The sequence below is a fragment of the Virgibacillus subterraneus genome (assembly GCF_900110695.1).
Classification (GTDB): Bacteria; Bacillota; Bacilli; order Bacillales; family Amphibacillaceae; genus Lentibacillus; species Lentibacillus subterraneus.
This window is the reverse complement of the sequence record NZ_FOEH01000001.1, coordinates 1295297-1311795: the sequence shown is the minus strand read 5'-3', so window position 1 is coordinate 1311795 and position 16499 is coordinate 1295297. Positions and strand designations below refer to the sequence as shown.

21 protein-coding genes are annotated in these 16499 nt (G+C 36.1%); 3 read left to right on the top strand and 18 right to left on the bottom strand.

Features of this window, described 5'->3' with window-relative positions; genetic code table 11:
- Window positions 1–610: 610 nt before the first annotated feature.
- From BMY13_RS06155 to BMY13_RS06145, 3 genes are all read right to left on the bottom strand, one after another.
- Window positions 611–967 (bottom strand): HesB/IscA family protein, encoded by a 357-nt coding sequence (locus BMY13_RS06155; protein WP_092492135.1) that lies wholly within the window; start codon window positions 965–967, stop codon window positions 611–613.
- 77 nt (window positions 968–1044) lie between these two features.
- On the bottom strand, window positions 1045–1908 hold the full coding sequence (gene dapF, locus BMY13_RS06150; protein ID WP_092503309.1) for a diaminopimelate epimerase: 864 nt from the start codon (window positions 1906–1908) through the stop codon (window positions 1045–1047).
- A gap of 22 nt (window positions 1909–1930) precedes the next feature.
- Window positions 1931–2257, bottom strand: a complete 327-nt coding sequence (locus tag BMY13_RS06145) for a YuzD family protein (protein WP_092492133.1) — start codon at window positions 2255–2257, stop codon at window positions 1931–1933.
- Window positions 2258–2378: 121 nt separating this feature from the next.
- Here BMY13_RS06145 and BMY13_RS06140 point away from each other — a divergent pair, with 121 nt between their 5' ends.
- A complete protein-coding gene (locus BMY13_RS06140) occupies window positions 2379–2630 on the top strand; it encodes a NifU family protein (protein WP_245736036.1) in 252 nt (83 codons plus the stop codon).
- 41 nt (window positions 2631–2671) lie between these two features.
- Here the strand turns inward: BMY13_RS06140 and BMY13_RS06135 are convergent, their stop codons facing one another.
- Together BMY13_RS06135 and BMY13_RS06130 are read right to left on the bottom strand one after the other, a co-directional pair.
- Window positions 2672–3643, bottom strand: coding sequence for a 2-hydroxyacid dehydrogenase (locus BMY13_RS06135; RefSeq protein ID WP_092503306.1), 972 nt, complete (start codon window positions 3641–3643; stop codon window positions 2672–2674).
- A gap of 23 nt (window positions 3644–3666) precedes the next feature.
- Entirely contained in the window at window positions 3667–4635 is a 969-nt protein-coding gene (locus BMY13_RS06130) for a protein kinase family protein (protein ID WP_092503304.1), read from the bottom strand.
- 86 nt (window positions 4636–4721) lie between these two features.
- Here BMY13_RS06130 and BMY13_RS06125 point away from each other — a divergent pair, with 86 nt between their 5' ends.
- Window positions 4722–5234, top strand: coding sequence for a phosphatidylglycerophosphatase A family protein (locus BMY13_RS06125; RefSeq protein ID WP_092492129.1), 513 nt, complete (start codon window positions 4722–4724; stop codon window positions 5232–5234).
- A gap of 48 nt (window positions 5235–5282) precedes the next feature.
- Here BMY13_RS06125 and BMY13_RS06120 read toward each other — a convergent pair whose 3' ends face one another.
- Entirely contained in the window at window positions 5283–6053 is a 771-nt protein-coding gene (locus BMY13_RS06120) for a TIGR01457 family HAD-type hydrolase (protein WP_092503302.1), read from the bottom strand.
- Window positions 6054–6071: 18 nt separating this feature from the next.
- Window positions 6072–6509, bottom strand: coding sequence for a DUF86 domain-containing protein (locus tag BMY13_RS06115; RefSeq protein ID WP_092503300.1), 438 nt, complete (start codon window positions 6507–6509; stop codon window positions 6072–6074).
- A gap of 262 nt (window positions 6510–6771) precedes the next feature.
- On the opposite strand from BMY13_RS06115, the gene BMY13_RS06110 reads away from it, so the two are divergent.
- Window positions 6772–7041 carry an SAV0927 family protein gene (locus BMY13_RS06110; RefSeq protein ID WP_092503298.1) on the top strand — a complete coding sequence of 90 codons (270 nt, stop codon included), beginning with the start codon at window positions 6772–6774 and terminating at the stop codon, window positions 7039–7041.
- Window positions 7042–7593: 552 nt separating this feature from the next.
- Here BMY13_RS06110 and BMY13_RS06105 read toward each other — a convergent pair.
- The 11 genes from BMY13_RS06105 to BMY13_RS06055 all read right to left on the bottom strand — a co-directional run bounded on the left by BMY13_RS06105 (window position 7594) and on the right by BMY13_RS06055 (window position 16497).
- The gene (locus BMY13_RS06105; RefSeq protein WP_092503296.1) at window positions 7594–8229 is read right to left on the bottom strand and encodes a hypothetical protein; all 636 of its coding nucleotides are present in this window, start codon (window positions 8227–8229) and stop codon (window positions 7594–7596) included.
- Window positions 8230–8538: 309 nt separating this feature from the next.
- Complete coding sequence (locus BMY13_RS06100; protein WP_092503294.1) at window positions 8539–8757, bottom strand: hypothetical protein; 219 nt, start codon at window positions 8755–8757, stop codon at window positions 8539–8541.
- A 57-nt stretch (window positions 8758–8814) separates the two neighbouring features.
- Window positions 8815–9321 (bottom strand): hypothetical protein, encoded by a 507-nt coding sequence (locus BMY13_RS06095; protein ID WP_092503292.1) that lies wholly within the window; start codon window positions 9319–9321, stop codon window positions 8815–8817.
- Between the two features lie 38 nt (window positions 9322–9359).
- Window positions 9360–10028 (bottom strand): hypothetical protein, encoded by a 669-nt coding sequence (locus tag BMY13_RS06090; RefSeq protein WP_175476723.1) that lies wholly within the window; start codon window positions 10026–10028, stop codon window positions 9360–9362.
- Window positions 10025–10429 (bottom strand): TadE/TadG family type IV pilus assembly protein, encoded by a 405-nt coding sequence (locus tag BMY13_RS06085; RefSeq protein ID WP_245736035.1) that lies wholly within the window; start codon window positions 10427–10429, stop codon window positions 10025–10027. Before BMY13_RS06085 ends, BMY13_RS06090 begins: the two co-directional genes overlap by 4 nt.
- A gap of 368 nt (window positions 10430–10797) precedes the next feature.
- Window positions 10798–11523, bottom strand: a complete 726-nt coding sequence (locus BMY13_RS06080) for a YciC family protein (protein ID WP_092503288.1) — start codon at window positions 11521–11523, stop codon at window positions 10798–10800.
- Window positions 11524–11586: 63 nt separating this feature from the next.
- Complete coding sequence (locus tag BMY13_RS06075) at window positions 11587–12411, bottom strand: hypothetical protein (protein ID WP_092503286.1); 825 nt, start codon at window positions 12409–12411, stop codon at window positions 11587–11589.
- 81 nt (window positions 12412–12492) lie between these two features.
- Window positions 12493–13809 (bottom strand): hypothetical protein, encoded by a 1317-nt coding sequence (locus tag BMY13_RS06070; RefSeq protein ID WP_092503284.1) that lies wholly within the window; start codon window positions 13807–13809, stop codon window positions 12493–12495.
- A gap of 34 nt (window positions 13810–13843) precedes the next feature.
- The gene (locus BMY13_RS06065) at window positions 13844–15268 is read right to left on the bottom strand and encodes a vWA domain-containing protein (RefSeq protein ID WP_092503281.1); all 1425 of its coding nucleotides are present in this window, start codon (window positions 15266–15268) and stop codon (window positions 13844–13846) included.
- Window positions 15269–15320: 52 nt separating this feature from the next.
- Window positions 15321–15542, bottom strand: a complete 222-nt coding sequence (locus BMY13_RS06060; RefSeq protein ID WP_092503279.1) for a hypothetical protein — start codon at window positions 15540–15542, stop codon at window positions 15321–15323.
- Between the two features lie 19 nt (window positions 15543–15561).
- Window positions 15562–16497 (bottom strand): type II secretion system F family protein, encoded by a 936-nt coding sequence (locus BMY13_RS06055; protein ID WP_092503277.1) that lies wholly within the window; start codon window positions 16495–16497, stop codon window positions 15562–15564.
- Window positions 16498–16499: the final 2 nt, after the last annotated feature.

The following is a 16499-nucleotide window of genomic DNA, read 5'->3' as shown; positions in this document are numbered from 1 at the left end:
GGAGCCTCTATTTCGGTTAAAAAGTGCCTTTTGAGGGATACGCGGACACAGGAGCACTTATTTAACATATATCCAAATGAAATAGGGCTACTTTAAGCAAATAAGGTACCTGGTGTCCGCTTAAACCTTAATATTGCTTGTTTTCCATAAAATAAGGTCCCTCACGTCCACTAAAGTTGTTTCAGGCATTTCCTCGCTATTCTTTTGCTTTCGTTCAACAATGACAATAGTAGTTACCAAGCGATTATCTACTACAAGACGATTAAATCCTATATATATATATGAAAACGGCAGTCATTTTTATCATATGGTCATATGACATTTGATGTTGTTTGTATTATTTTTTTCAAAAATAATACTTTGTGTAACTATATTCGATTCTCAAGCCTAATAAGTGGCAACATAATATCGACAATTTTGTGGAAATTTAAAAATACTGAGGTAATCGCTGAGGTGGGGTGCATTTCATGATGCATTAATTTAATTAAGGAAGTCTATTCTTAGAAAACTAGGCGATTGCCTTAGTTACACTTTTGCAGCAAGAAAAATAGTTATACTTATCTAATAAAAAAAACCAAAGCGCCTTATTTCCTGCGCTTTGGCTTTTTAATTAGCACTTCTCTGGTGAACCTTCCCGTTCTTTTGCTTTAAATGAAGATCCACAGCCGCATGATACCATTGCATTCGGATTGTCGATGCTAAATCCGCCGCCCATCATGTTTTGCTTAAAATCTATCGTTGTTCCTTCTATAATAGGTATATCCTGTTTATAAATTACAACAGGGATGCCATTAATATCGTCAACCATATCAAGTTCCTCATTAACTTCATAATCAAAGCCTATTGAGTATGATAGTCCACTGCATCCGCCACCTTTAATTCCGAATCGCAGACGGACACCCTCTTCTTCTTCTTTCATCATTTCTTTCACCTGGATTGCTGCTTGATCTGTAACCGTAATAGCCATCTTAATTCCCTCCTCATTAATTCAGACGGATCAATATAATATGTTACCTACCAGTATACAAACTACAAGGAAACTATTCAAATATTATCGGCTAAAAAATAAGTTCCAGTTGCGATTACATCTGCTCCACCAGTCATCCAGACGGAACCTTTATCATCCCATTTAATAATTAAATCGCCACCTGCCAGATGAACAGTAATGTCCTCGTTTCGCTGTACACTTCCATTTAGGACGGCAGCTACTACTGAGGCGCATGCCCCCGTTCCACATGCTTGTGTTACACCAGAGCCACGTTCCCAAACCTGAAAATTAAGCTCTCTTGGAGAAATCACTTCAATAAATTCTACATTTACTCCATCTGGAAAGCGTTGGTCCTTCTCTATTACCGGTCCGAGTTCATACAATGGCGTTGTATCTATAGAGTTTACGAAAAATACTGCATGCGGATTTCCCATTGATACTGCGGTTACATCCAATTTTTCATCTCCAACAGTAAATGGCTCAGCAACAACCTGAGGGGCATCTTCACCCATCATCGGAATCGCCTGTCGTCGTAATATTGGCTCACCCATATTAATCGTGACTTCCTGTACCAGACCTGCTTCCACATTCACTTCGGCTTTAACTGTATTGGCACGTGTTTCAATTTGAAATTTCTCACGCTGGATAATCCCATTCTCATATGCATACTTTGCTACACAGCGTAATCCATTCCCACAGCTCTGTCCTTCTGAGCCATCCTTGTTAAAAATCCGCATGCCAACATCCGCAGCATCACTCGGCTGGATCAGAATCATGCCATCTGAGCCAATCCCTGTATAAACATCTGATACACTTTTCGCAAGACCTGATAGTTGCTCCTCCGCAATAGTAAACTTAAATAAATCAATATAAATATAATTATTTCCTAGACCATGCATTTTCGTAAAAGGGATTTCCATGTCAAAACAAACCTCATTCCATTTATGGTTGAAGAACTGCTCCATTTTTATCTAATTCACTATATATCGTCTTAAGTCTTGGAATGCCTTCAGCAACCAATTCATCATTCACAAATACAATTGGATAAAATAAATCTTCTTCAAAAATGCGTTCAACAAATTGCTGATGTTTCTCGACATCAGGAGGCTGATTTATGTCAATATATTCATATTCAATGACATCATCAATATACTTTCTCCCTATTGCAGCCTGCAGCCATTCATATGTGTCCAAAGACCCAGGTGCTCCAACACAGCTTGCGCAAATCTGTTCTGCTCCGTAAACCGATATCAAGATACTTTTTCCCATTGCGAAACCTCCACATCTTAGTTACTTATATTTTACAAAATCTTTAATAAAAGATAAAATAAAAATATCTACTATACACAAATGAAATTTTGGATAGATTTTTTTCCTAATCCGTTTTATAATGATATCAGAAAGGAGAAGATGGATAATGCAAGAGCAAGTACAGGAAGTTTTAAACAAATTACGCCCATTTTTACTACGTGATGGTGGAGATGTGGAGCTAATTGATGTTGATAACGAGGGCATTGTACTTCTTCGTCTTATGGGTGCTTGCGGTAACTGCCCAAGTTCTACAATCACGTTGAAAGCTGGAATTGAACGTGCTTTAATGGCAGAGGTCCCAGGTGTTACAGAAATCGAACAAGTATTTTAAAATATAACTTATTAAAAGCAGACTGAGGATAGTCTGCTTTTTTATGAATTTTTCACAGGTGTTATTGGGCCTTCTCCATTAAAGCTTGCTAGAAGGTTATCCATGCAAAGATGAAGCATTTTAGTCCGCGTTTCTACACTTGCTGATCCGATATGCGGCAAACAAACAACATTGTTCAGCTTCACAAGTGGGTGATTTGCGTCAATCGGTTCTTCCTCAAATACATCCAGGCCGGCAGCATGAATCGTATTCTCATTTAGAGCATGATACAGAGCCTTTTCATCCACTACTCCTCCACGTGACACGTTGATAAAGATAGCAGATGTTTTCATTTTCTGGAAAGCGTCCTTATTGAACAGCTTTCTTGTCTCAGTTGTTAAGGGAATAACTGAAACAACAAAATCAGCTTCACGAAGCAATTCGTCAAAGTCCATATAGGTAGCTCCAAGGTCGTTTTCAGCACTAGGCTTTCGTGAACGATTGTGGTACATAATTGGCATGCCAAACCCTTCTGCACGTCTGGCAATAGATTCACCAATTCTTCCCATTCCAACGATTCCAACTTTCTTCCCATGGATATCAGAGCCTGCCATTAAGTATGGCGACCAATGATTCCACTTGCCTTCACGAATATAATCATTTGCTTCTACAATTCTGCGTGACGTAGCAGTTAATAAAGAAAAAGCTAAATCGGCAGTTGTTTCGGTTAACACATCAGGTGTATTTGTAACGATAACATTCCTTTCCTGAGCCGCTTCTAAATCAATATTGTCATAACCCACAGCCATATTTGCAACAACTCTTAACTGTGGGGCATTCTCAAATAATTCACGATCCATTTTTTCAGTAAGCAAGCATAGCACACCATCAGCTTCCTTTACCTCTTCTAAGAGCACATCTCTTGGAACAGGAATATCCTCTTCCTCCCACATACGAAAGTCAAGGGAATCCTGATAAGGCACTAAAATCTCATCCGGAATTTTCCGTGTTACATAAATAATTGGCTTTTTCATAATTATCCGCTCCTATATCAAGCTTATAGCCAGTGTAACATAGGAATTTGTAATTCTTTACTATCAATACCTAAATGGTCAAAAAGATTACCTAACCGCTCCTCGTATATAGACTGATTTTCTAGCATTTCATCCAACTCATCATAGCGTTGCTCATACTGTTGTTTTGTGAAACCTTGTTCGATAATATCAAACAAATGGATTGGATACAGTAATCGTGCGTACATTAAACGCCAGCTGAAAATAGAGAGTGTCCGTACCTGTTTATATTCATCCAGAAAATCTTTAATCCCATTCATTGGATCTTCATGCTTCAGTAATTTAAACCTGATATATTCCGCTAAATCACGAACAGGGTGGTCATATACGAGGTCAGTAGTCCATATGGTTGATTCAATCTCTCCATGATATCTTCTGAAGGCAATAGTACCTTGATCAACTTCATGAAACCGTGATTCATACTCGCTCTCCTGCATATACTGGATTGCATTTTCACTTACTCCAATTATATATGGTAAAGCATCTACTAAAAGTCTGTGGTATTCATTAGGATATTCAGCTGAATCCACCTCAATCTGCTTTTCAAAAGCGGTTAACTTATCAATCCATAATTGTTTCCATTGACCATAGCTTGAAATAGTCTGTGGCTCATATTGATACCGTGAACCAGTTTGATGAAATTGAGCTAGAGATGCTCCATGTACTACACTGCTGTCAACAGGATTATCTTCCAATTGAAATACCATGTGATTCTCATTGTGGTATTCTGTGTACCACTCGCCCTTCCTATTTGGAACGGGAATAGCTGTTTGGGTGTAATTATTTTCATATAGATAATAAGCAAGTGCTGCCTGCTCCATATGTATAATTTCCCTCTGTTCAGCAGAAATGGTAAAATAAAATAAGTTATTATGTTTGAGTCCTTCTACCCCATTCCAAACAGTTCTTTCATTTGCTTGAATCCCATAATATGTTGCGAGTAAATCCCTCATGTTGGTCTCCCCTTTCATGACTATTATTAGTGTATGTTTGAAAAAGAAATATCTTAACAAATTTCCGGAAGAAAAGGTGATATTAAATGGATGAAAATACGAATCAGAGTGAACTGGAACAAAAAGCAAGAGAATGGTTAACAGAACGTGGTGTTACATTAGAAGATATTGCGGAGCTGGTGTATTACCTGCAATCAAAATATCATGATGAATTGAGCATGGATGATTGCTTGCATAACGTGGATCGTGTATTAACAAAAAGAGAAGTGCAGAATGCTGTTTTAACAGGAATACAACTGGATAAGCTTGCTGAGCAGAATATGCTTGCCCAGCCACTTCAAACAACAATTGAAACCGATGAAAGCTTATATGGAATCGATGAGATTGTGGCATTTTCTATTGTTAATGTGTATGGTTCCATTGGTTTTACGAATTATGGTTATATTGATAAACAAAAACCAGGCATTTTAAAACGATTGAATGATAAATCGACAGGGGAATGCCATACATTTTTAGATGATATCGTAGGGGCAATTGCCGCTGCAGCATCAAGTCGCCTAGCGCATGCCACTGGCGATGACCAGCTAATTGATGATTAACAAACAAAAGCCCAGCATTTGCTGGGCTTTTATCTGTTATAAGTGTGTTTAAATGTGGTCAATCCATTCGGTTAAATTATGTACATAATAGGTTGGTTCTTTAACAAGCAGTGGATAATCTTTATATGTAGTTACACCTGTAAATACCATTAATGTATCCATACCAGCATTTATACCAGCGAGAATATCAGTATGATAGTTATCACCAACCATAAGTGTTTCGTCTTTAGAAAAACCAAGTGTACTTAATGCCTGTTCCATGATAATCTCTTCAGGTTTTCCGATAAAGATTGGCTCTTTACCAGTACTAACAGTCACAACTGATGTTAGAGCCCCATTTCCTGGCTCAAGGCCTCTTTCAGTGGGAATTGCCACATCACTATTTGTCGAAATGAACGCAGCACCCCCACGAACTGCAGTACATGCTTTAGACAGCTTGTCATAGTTAATTTCATGATCAATCCCGATAACGACAAAATCACAATCCTTATCTGTAACAATATGACCTTCCCGCTGTAAAGCATCATACAGTCCTTCTTCTCCAATCACGAAACAGCGTGCATTATGCTTTTTTTGCTTAATAAATTTCGCTGTAGCCATACTCGATGTAAAAACATGTTCTGGAGTTGAACGGATATCCATACTTTGTAATTTATCGGATATTTGTAACTGCGTCCTAGAGGAATTATTCGTCAAAAATAAATACGGAATACCAAATTGATCAAGCTTGGAAACAAAATCAGCAGCTTGGTCAATCCGTTCATTACCCCGATACATCGTACCATCCAAATCGATTAAATATCCTTTATATCTTCTCATTTATCTAATACCTCTTCACTATTCTTTTGCAAAAGCATTTGCAACGCCTAACTCATTATCCAAGTAACTTCTGATGTATGAACTGAACTGATTTAACTTGTCCTTATTTTCCTGAATTGTTCGATCCAATAACGCATGATCTACTTCAATATAATCTTTTACTACGATTTTCCGTAATTGAATTACTTCCTTAAAGCCTGCCTCATCATTTTCAGGCATCACTTTCTCATCTACAAGAATATCGATGATGTCTTCATAACTTCCTGGGTCACGCATAATAAACCCATCGATCATCATATTCCCAACATCAAGTATTGATTCAATTACCATATGTACAGTACGTTCCAAGTATAACTTTTCCATAAATGTTTCATACTTATGGCGGGAAACTTCGTTAAGTAATTTTTCCATATATATAAGTGTCTCTTCAATTTTTTTTCGTTCAACAAAATACATGAATTCACCCTCCCAAAATACTGCTACATACAACTATACCATATTTAAAATGATTGAATAACCAATACATGTTATAGTATTAGTAAACCTGGCATTCGTTAAAGGGATTCTTATGAAAGCGTATCTTGCTTTCATAGGACCCCTTATACTCTGGAGTGCAAGCCTTAATATAGATAAGCCTTAGTTGCACTTATGCAGTGAGAAAGTATTTAATACTTTCTTAACTGCGAAAAAATACTAAAATTGTTCGAGGTGAAATAACATGGGAGATAAGTTTGATTACCTGAAAGATGAAACAGTAACAAAAGAGGTTCGCTACATAAGCTTTATGGGGAAATTACAACGCTATGACTTTGCCTTCATGCAACATGAAGAGAACCCAAAAAAACATATCGTCATTTATTTACAGAAAAACCGTTTTGCTCTACTTGGAAAAGACGACCTTTACAAAAAGGGGGAAATTGAGCATATATTTCATGAGACTCAAATGGAGGCAGATGAGATTCGTGAGTTCTTGGATGGGATTTTATAATTAATAACCACTGTTTGCTCAACGAATTGGAATGCTTCTATTGGATTGTAAGATAAGGCAACGTAATCTAAACAGGTAAGTAGTGAGAGTCGTATGCACTCTTGCTTGCATTGTTTAGTTTACACTACCATCCTTTTATAGTTTAAAGCCAGTTATTAGAAAACTCAGCTAATCATCAAGCCTTTATAACATAATTCTTAGTTACAAATTAGAGAACTACATACGTAGCAAACAAATACATTGCCCCAGTAATTAAAGCAGTGTAGAGAAATGTCTTTCGTGTATAGACTTCCCATGCATTGCTAAATGATTAGTATTCTCCCTGTCAGCTTAATCGTAAAATATTCAAGAATTTTCTTATGCTTCTTAGCTTCTTTATTAACCTATGGATCATCATAATTCATAGTTATCACTCTTTTCAAGATTGAATTAAAATTAACAGTGACAGTGCTGATTATTTTATATAGAAAAGTCATACATATAGACAGCAACTCACTTTAACTACCATATTTTCTCTTAATATGCTGTTCTTTTTCTCTATCATCCTTTACTTTAATTAGGGTTTTCTTCACTATTCAGATCATAATCCGGATTCTCCACACGAACCCAGAGCCCATGAAAACCTACAATAAATAAGATTCCAAAAGGTATTAAGCATGCTGTTGTTACAAAAAGGGCAGTGTTATAACCTTGGAAAACCTGTAGCGACCTTGAAAATCCATAGGATCCGCCTGCTGTAAAGATAACCAAGAGAAAGGCCACAGTCCAATACACTTTCCCGAATAGTGTTTTCCTCCATCTAGCTGAAAGTACTCCTTCCGCAACAACATACCGAAAATGATGTGTAAGTATTAGACATAAAACATAGACACCTATTAGAACAAGTAATAACCATAAAGGTTCACCTACTACGCGCCAAAACGGAATAAGGAAAAAGAATGCAGTTGTGTCATAAACAAAGATGCCTGTCAAAGCATGCCACCTGTAATCAAGATGTTTTTGCTTTAAATACCCCAAAAAAACTCTTAAGACAAGTAATGCTATTATTAACCCCCATATTAGAAAATATATGGTCGACCAGTGGGGTATTGCTACAACTCCAATACCAACTATCCCAGGAATAAGTGGACTCTTATAAACATTTCTAGCCAATTGATCAGTTGCAGTCTCTTCTTCACTTATTTTCAAGTTTCTCTCACCCTTTTTTAATCTAAAAATAATTTACTTTTTATATAGGTTCATACCAATTTTTATCCTCCATCTGGTAACGGCTCACATTGTAACGCCATAATTATCCATAGACTTATAAAAATAGCTATAGAAAAAAATGAAATTTAAATCTTCCTCCATAATTTATACTTTACTGTTCAAAATACCTCCCTTTGAATACCCCCATATTTTCACCTTAATAAACATAATACACCCTCAGCAGAAACTTCTTGAAGGTGTATTTATAGAATCGTTATGTCTTTTAACGTTGCATCACTATAACAAGGTTTAACTTTCCCCTAATTTAGGATGACTCTTTCCCTTCTTTTTCGTATTAAGATGATTTTTACGTAATAATGGTATAGCAAAACCTAACACAAGAGCTGTATATGGAATGCCTCCTGAACCGGATAACCACTCAAATGTCTCTATAGGTATATAGAAACAATAAATAAAAATCATCATAATCATATAGAACCTTCGCCAATTTTTTTCTGATTTAGACAAAAACGACATCCCCTTTCAATTAGCAAAAATAATATAAAAATGATTATTACATTACTTTTATTCCTCTAATTCAAGACCATGTTCATCTGCCAATTCAAGGAATTTATTATCGGCTTTCTTACCCAATTCCATCGCATCTTTTAATATTCTATTTGACTCTTCAATGATATCCTTCGTTTCCTGTTGGCTAACTGACTGATTTCCCATTTTCTTTACTGCTTGAAACTTTAATTGAATCCCTTCATGCCACAATTTAAATTGTTCCAAACGCATCTGATGCAATTCTTTCACTATATCCGTTTTAGGGTCTTGCGAATTAATATATTCTTCAACCTCTTTTACAATAGGCATAGCCTTTTCTTTTTGTAACTGATATGCCTCTGTCGGCGTTGAAGTATTTAATGACTTTTTTATTATTTTATCTAACTCTTGACCTTTACTGTTTACATTATTCAGATAGCTATTATGATATTCAACTAACTCTTTTGCTGTCTCAGATGCACATGCAGTGAGCAAGAGTATGATGAATAAACCTGTAATGAAAAAGATCTTTTTCATTTTCAATTACAAAACTCCCATTCACGTTATAAATATTATGGTTATTAATCTAATGGCACTGTACGCCTTCCATCCCATATCACATTTATAAAATCAATTTTCGGTCCTGCAGATTCCTGATAAATATTCTCTTTAATACCTTCCATATACCCGTCATAGGAAAAGGCTTCCATATCATTCGCTGCTTTTACATAAATTCTATGGTCTCGGATATACAGTTTTGCTCCTTCCAGAACACCGTCATTTTCCAGGATTGTTTCTTTAACTTCATCGATTACCTTAGACTCAATGTTCTCATACTGCAGTAAGTCCTCCAACTTTTCTCGTACGACAGACCTGTTCAACTCATCCTTCAAAACTTGATCAAAGGCTTCTATGTGTATTTCATTTGCTGTCCAACCATTATAGGAACTGTTTGAGGTTAAAGCATCTGCTCTGACACCAACTTTTTCCTCGATATCTTCAAAAAAGGCCTGCAACGCTCCTTCCAATGTTTCATCTTCATAATCATAGATAATTTGACGTACCTCTTCGTACAAAACACTGGAACCTGCAAGACTCGCTTGCTGAACAGTTGTTGCAGAACTTTCTTTAACAGCTAAAGCTCCCCCTAAATTCACAACCAATATTAAAAGAATCATAATAATGCCCAACATTCCCAGAACGAACAGTGCAATGATTCCTTCCTCATTTTGAAGGGTTTTTTTCATCATTTAATCACCCTACCATGTGCTGCTGTAGAATATGGAATAGAAGGAATTTGATTACCAAAAAGTTCCTCAGGTAAAAAAACTAAGTTAATTCTGACCTTCACACTTGCCAAAAAATCCCTGCCACCTTCACTTGATCCATTAATAGAAACCGTCTGTAAGTAATTGCCTGTGGAAGATAAAATTTCAGAAGCAGCTTGTTGTGCTTCATTCGAATTTTGAGTAACGGAATAGACCGTAGCATACTCATTTGCTGCTGACTGGGCGATTAGGACACCATTCACTCCTACGATAAACTGCCAGATTATCATTAGTAACAGTAAAGCTAACGGTAGAATACCCAAAAATTCAATTGTAGCTGAACCATTCTCATCTCTGAATTTTTTCTTCCACAGTTTCATCATCTTACACTCTCCTACCTATATGTATATAGATCGAACCTAAAGTTTTGGATGTCAAAGGTCCTTTTTCATAGAATCCATTTAATGATGCAAAATGATAGAAGTATAATAACAAATGGAGAGAATACTAAACTTAATGTCATCTGAGCGGCAAATGATTTTGTGATATCCTAAAACTATCTTTATATGTATTTGCTTGAATTCTATCGGTTTTGGCTACAACTTTTATATTATCTGGGTTAGTCATTTTGATACTCTTAAATGATTGCAGCAATTATAATTTTCAAATTTGTGTGTATATGTTTCCTAAGTGTATTTTAATGGATTATTCATGGTTCTCTCCTAACCTGGAAATATTATTGCAGATAATATTATCCCTGCAATCCAGTGGTATCCTTACTGTCTACCTCTAGTACATCCTCCGATTCACGCCATTTAATAATAAGTGAAGTTAGATAGACTATTACAAAAGGAAAAACTATTATATTTAAGGCTATTTGCGATATGATTTGAGCGGAATAGGAGGATGTAATATTAAATATTTGTGCGGATAGCGTCACACCTATTACAGCTTCCAACAATCCAGTGAATAAAATAAGTACCATGGTTTTAAATAAATGCTTTTTACCAATCCTCATTCCTTCCTTCAAAGACTTCCAAGTAGACTTTTCGTCAAACATGCTTAGGTATGTAACTGGAAAGAATATAGATAACAAGATCAATCCAGGAATTAAAAACAACATAAATCCTATTGTTGAGAAAAAAGATAGCAAACAAGCAAATATAAATACGGTAAACCCATTGGCCAGAAATTGATATAATGCATCTTTCAGACTATCTTCTTTTCCGACATATTCGTTATACACATAACGGATATATGGTATCTGAGCATATAAAAAAAACAGTACAGTTAAAAAACCATAATATATATCCGCATAAGAATAATTCACCAAATAGCTTGGTGTTATCGCATAAATATAATTGGTTACGAAGGAATGAAGCAGCAATAATGGGAATGTAGTTGTTATCATCAACATAAACATTTTCTCAAACTTGCCTGTATATAGTTGCCATGTATATTTTAATGGGTTTTCCATAGTTATCTCCTTCTAACTTATAACAATGATATGTAAGTATCGAATCTTTAATATCTATTCTTCTCAAGGATAACGTAATAGCTTTATATCCTGTTCAATGCGGGCATCTATATCCCGAATTAGAGCATTATACCACTTATCATAAAGTGCATTGTCCGAGTCATAATCATTTCCCACCACAATGTTTTTGGTCAATTCATTGAGCGACCTTTCTAACCCAACTTCCGAAACTTCACTTCTCATTTCATTTAACATTCTATTTTGAATGAGTGATCCATATTTTTTTAGATTATTACGGTTTTCGTAAATAACATCAAAATCCTTACGAAAATCATACCTTGGTTTTAATTGTTTGTATTGTATTAGGTTAAAGGAGGGAATAAGCTTTTTTAATCTTTCTATTTCCTCATCCGTAAAGTATCCGTTCTCTTTAATACAATCGAGAAGTTGTTTTGACTCCTCCCATAATTCAATCAGTTCATCTTGAAGCTTTAACATTGAATCCATAATACCGTAAGCACGTTGATAATTTATTTGTTTCTCGTTATCTAAAACGCCATCATCTAATATTGACTTTAAGTATTCTTTCATTTTACTGTGGAGTTGAAAGTTTAGACCTGCCCTAAAACTACCATAATCCTCTATATTGTTCGCAGTTAACGCATAATACGTATGAGCATTTAGTGCATTAATAGCTTCATCTTTATTGAATTTGTTAGGTGATATTATTGAAAAGCCTTTTTGCTCAGAGCCCCATTTTTTTGTGTAGAAAACATAATAAAACAATATATTATTTGTCTTATATGCCTGACCGTTTACATTCTCATTCTCAAACATTTTCTTGTTTTTTTTTGCCCATTTTATAAGTTTTTCTTTATTAACTTCCATTATTAACCCCTCGCTTAAATAATATAATTAATGAATAACTGATTTTTAATAAAAGAATAGAGTAATTACTCTATTCTTTTATTAAAACCATCCAGTCACAGTATCCCAAGCTTTCTTCGCTGTATCTTTAACCGCATCTGCAGCCTTTGTAACTTTATCCCAGTTTTTTGCAACAAGTTTAACCCCTTTTGACACAGCATAGAGTCCAGCACCAGCGGCCATTATTCCTGCCCCTATTGCCTGGCCACCTGGTATCGCTAGGGCCACTCCTCCAGCACTCATAAGAGTTTCCCCTATGTCTGCACCAATATCTGCCCCTGCAGAAACTTTATCTGTTCCTGACGCACTGTCATTTAAAGACGCGAAGTCCGCAATACTATCCCCAGTTTTATAAGCAGAAACAAACGTATTCACAGCTGATAAACCAGCATTAAATTTAGACAATGCCCCCATACTTTTCCATGTACCTTTAATAGCTGATATGTCGGTGTTTTTAAGTAATTTAGAGCTAGAGTCCTTAAATAATACTTTATACTTGTTAATTTTAGAATTATTCGAAAGAACATCTCTTCCACTAGAATTATTTTGGATGTCTCCAAAGTTCTTCGCCATACCCTGAATGGCTTTCACGGAATCATACGAATCATATGCCTTAAATCCCGCATCGGCGGCATTTACTATGTCATTGTTTCCCAATACTAATTTCGTGCTGTTAAGCAAAAAGTTGGAAGTAAACTTTCCTGGCCGGAAAGGAGCACCATCAAGACCAGATTTTTTGTCTAACCCATTATTAATAAAATTGGCAGAAGAGTTTAATACATCATTCGTTAAATAATGGGTTACTTTGTATGCACCTGTGTCATAAAAAGGTTGATCTCCTGATGTGCCATTACCATCGGTTCCTTCTCCTGACCAGGAATCAGCCTTTGTTCCATCACTATTGAAGCCATCTTCCGACCACGACTCACCTTTTGTTCCGTCACCATTGAATCCGCCTTCTGACCAGGGGTTCCCCGTGGTGCCACCACCATTGTAACCCTCTTCTGACCAGGGATTTCCTGTGGTTCCATCACCGTTGAAGCCGTCCTCTGACCAACCTTCTATATACCATGGTATACTGGTCCATTCATAGCCCAGCCAGTCAGAACCTTCAGTAACTGATCCATCAGTACCCTTACCATCCCAGGTACTGCCATTCCATTCCAGGTCAGAGCCATCCCAAGAATTTCCTTCCCAGGTATCACCCTCCCATGTATCACCTTCCCACGTATTACCCTCCCACGTGTCTCCTGACCATGAGCTCACAGCATAGACGGTGGGGGTAATTACAGGAAAGAAGGCGATGAATATTATTGTTAACAAAACTAATAGTTTCTTTATCCATCTACCAATTTCCATCACCCCGTTATTCTATTAAAATGTACACTGGGTGTTAATTCTGAGTTTGTTTATTAAACTTTTCGTTGATAGATTTCTTAGTCTTTTTTATATTTTCCGTACTTATGTTCTTTAGGTTTTCTTCGATTTCACCATCCAATTGTTTTACCATATCATTTACTTTATGAGCCCTTTTTTGTAATTTTTGCTCTTGTTCAAAAGTTACTATTCCCGCTTCTTCTGCCAAATTTATTGCAGCTAATAAATGATTTCCCTGTGATAGGGACCTAAAATGCCAATTGTTGGATAGTTCCATAATATCAAAACCGTTATTAACACTCATTGCATCTAAGTCTTGCAATGCATCTTCTTTCCATTCCTTCCACAACTCTAAAACTTCTTCCGCACGGTCGAATTCTTCTTCTAATTCATTTTGATCATTCGCAGTTGTATAAACGCCATTTGACGCTTCAGCCATTTTTTGTAATTGTTCCTGTGCTTTTCCATCTGCCTGGTAACCAATTATATTAATAACTGGTTTCGCGTTTGAATTGGAAAGGGATTTAGCAACTTTTACCGGGTCTCCATCACAAGTGCTTACACCATCACTAACCAAATAAATTAAGTTTGAATTATTCTTAGCTTCAAATTGTTTCAGCGCTTCTTTGGATTGCTTGAGTGCTGCAGCTATTGGTGTCCAGCCCTTAGGAGAAAATTTGTTCAAAGCTTGTTGAATTTTATTGGCATTATATGGTGCGAACCCGTATACCTGCTCAATTGCGCTACATGACATATCTTTATCTGCATCGGAACCAGACCCTTTATGACCATAAACTCGCAACGATACGTTAGCTTTCTCAGGAATGTTCTTAAGAAAGTTATTTATAGTTTCCTTTGCGAGTTCCATACGGGTTTTGCCAACGGTAGTAACTGCAGCCATGCTTCCACTCGAGTCAAGAATAACTTCGATATTATAATTTTCTTTAAAGTGGTAACGTGAGTCAGGTAAATCCGGATTTCCAAATGAAGAAAATTCCCATTTTTTAATCATATCTTTTGGATTCGGCAAATCCTCTGCAACTAGCCAATACATATAGGCTAAATATTTTTTCAACTCTTTTTCAGATGCATTTTCACTCATAGGCGGTAACTTTTTTAATTGTTTTTTGACTTCTTTTTCATTGTCATAGACACTCTTATTGGCAAACATTCCTGGCTGTTGAGATATAAATCCAGATATGTTCGTTGGAATTGGCTTCACCTGTTCCAGAATATCATTGTTATCTGTTTTAGCATCATCTTGTGATGTCATATCATTATTATCGCCAGTATTTTCTTTATCAGATGTTATTGATTCTTCTTGCTCAGTTGCTTTCTCTTCCTCATTCAACGCTTGGTTTTCTTCTTCATTTTCATTGCAACCTGAAATAACTATTAGGACAGCGATGATTGAAAATACATAGCAAAACTTCTTTAACATGAATTAAAGTCCCCTTACTTATCGATTATATTTTGATCATCTATTAATATCCTCAGCTACCGCCGCTGCCAATTTTATTAATTAGATCACTAAATTTTTGAACGAGTGTAGTCCCAAAATCTCCACCACTAAATGCCTGTGAAACAACACCAACAATTATAACTATTACAGCCGCTATACCAATCCATTCCAACGTCTGTGAACCTCTTTCATCCTTTTTTAAAGTCTCAAACCCGTTCATTGCCTTTACATAAATTTTTTGAATAAAGTTCATTTAAATCCCTCCTGATTTTTTAAAATAAATTAAAAATACTATTTTCACCCATTAACATATTCATGATCATTAATCCAGCAATCATCAATATGGATACGGGTGCGATTAAAAATGTGGTCACTAATGTTACTTTTGGTGATGCTTTAGCTGCCAATTCCTTCACTTGTTCCTGTCGTATTTGCCTCAAGTCATCCGCTTGTATCTTAAACGTCTTAGCTATCGGTATTCCTAGGTCCATCCCTTGTATTAATGCTTTGATTAATGATTGGAATTCCTCATTGTCATTCCGCTGTAATAGTTCACGATATGCTTTCTCCCGAGGAACACCAAGATGAATTTCCTGATTAAATCGAGAAAATTCCTCTCGAATTGGACCATCGAAATATCGAATCACCTCCCTTAATGCATGGTCTAAACTAACCCCTGCTTGTAGGCTGGTACTTACCGTATCCATAAAGTCAGGTAAGTCCATTCTGATTAGTTGTTGACGCTTTTTTGCTTCCCTTCTTACTAGAATTATAGGTATAAAGTAACCAATAACTGGGTTAAATATAATCATATATTGCGAGAATGGCAGCCCAATAATCATTGCTAATATGCCGGTAAAAAAACCTGCAATAAATAAAAATATTTTCAAGCCTTGGAAACGGGCAACAGTTAACTGTAATGGATTACCGGACCTTCTCAGCCATTCTTTCACCATATGGTTTTCACTAAAAAAGTTAATACGCTGACCTAAATCAGCAAAGTCATCTGCAGAATTTGTAACTCGACTGAAAATCTCTGCTCTTCTGTTTTTTTTCTTCACCTTTTTTTCAAATGGATCAACATGCGTTACCTCAGAAATATGGTCTAATGCAACACGTTTTTCCTGAATGAAAGACCAGAAATGTTTCATCCCGATAAGGCAACAGAACCAAAAAGCTATGATTGATAATATTATTAATGCATCCATAT

What these genes read in the sequence shown, in the direction of transcription:
- BMY13_RS06155 (WP_092492135.1), bottom strand. Translation starts at nt 967, where the DNA reads ATGGCTATTACGGTTACAGATCAAGCAGCAATCCAGGTGAAAGAAATG.
- dapF (WP_092503309.1), bottom strand. Translation starts at nt 1,908, where the DNA reads ATGGAAATCCCTTTTACGAAAATGCATGGTCTAGGAAATAATTATATT.
- BMY13_RS06145 (WP_092492133.1), bottom strand. Translation starts at nt 2,257, where the DNA reads ATGGGAAAAAGTATCTTGATATCGGTTTACGGAGCAGAACAGATTTGC.
- BMY13_RS06140 (WP_245736036.1), top strand. Translation starts at nt 2,379, where the DNA reads ATGATATCAGAAAGGAGAAGATGGATAATGCAAGAGCAAGTACAGGAA.
- BMY13_RS06135 (WP_092503306.1), bottom strand. Translation starts at nt 3,643, where the DNA reads ATGAAAAAGCCAATTATTTATGTAACACGGAAAATTCCGGATGAGATT.
- BMY13_RS06130 (WP_092503304.1), bottom strand. Translation starts at nt 4,635, where the DNA reads ATGAGGGATTTACTCGCAACATATTATGGGATTCAAGCAAATGAAAGA.
- BMY13_RS06125 (WP_092492129.1), top strand. Translation starts at nt 4,722, where the DNA reads ATGGATGAAAATACGAATCAGAGTGAACTGGAACAAAAAGCAAGAGAA.
- BMY13_RS06120 (WP_092503302.1), bottom strand. Translation starts at nt 6,053, where the DNA reads ATGAGAAGATATAAAGGATATTTAATCGATTTGGATGGTACGATGTAT.
- BMY13_RS06115 (WP_092503300.1), bottom strand. Translation starts at nt 6,509, where the DNA reads ATGTATTTTGTTGAACGAAAAAAAATTGAAGAGACACTTATATATATG.
- BMY13_RS06110 (WP_092503298.1), top strand. Translation starts at nt 6,772, where the DNA reads ATGGGAGATAAGTTTGATTACCTGAAAGATGAAACAGTAACAAAAGAG.
- BMY13_RS06090 (WP_175476723.1), bottom strand. Translation starts at nt 10,028, where the DNA reads ATGATGAAAAAAACCCTTCAAAATGAGGAAGGAATCATTGCACTGTTC.
- BMY13_RS06085 (WP_245736035.1), bottom strand. Translation starts at nt 10,429, where the DNA reads ATGATGAAACTGTGGAAGAAAAAATTCAGAGATGAGAATGGTTCAGCT.
- BMY13_RS06080 (WP_092503288.1), bottom strand. Translation starts at nt 11,523, where the DNA reads ATGGAAAACCCATTAAAATATACATGGCAACTATATACAGGCAAGTTT.
- BMY13_RS06075 (WP_092503286.1), bottom strand. Translation starts at nt 12,411, where the DNA reads ATGGAAGTTAATAAAGAAAAACTTATAAAATGGGCAAAAAAAAACAAG.
- BMY13_RS06070 (WP_092503284.1), bottom strand. Translation starts at nt 13,809, where the DNA reads ATGGAAATTGGTAGATGGATAAAGAAACTATTAGTTTTGTTAACAATA.
- BMY13_RS06065 (WP_092503281.1), bottom strand. Translation starts at nt 15,268, where the DNA reads ATGTTAAAGAAGTTTTGCTATGTATTTTCAATCATCGCTGTCCTAATA.
- BMY13_RS06060 (WP_092503279.1), bottom strand. Translation starts at nt 15,542, where the DNA reads ATGAACTTTATTCAAAAAATTTATGTAAAGGCAATGAACGGGTTTGAG.
- BMY13_RS06055 (WP_092503277.1), bottom strand. Translation starts at nt 16,497, where the DNA reads ATGGATGCATTAATAATATTATCAATCATAGCTTTTTGGTTCTGTTGC.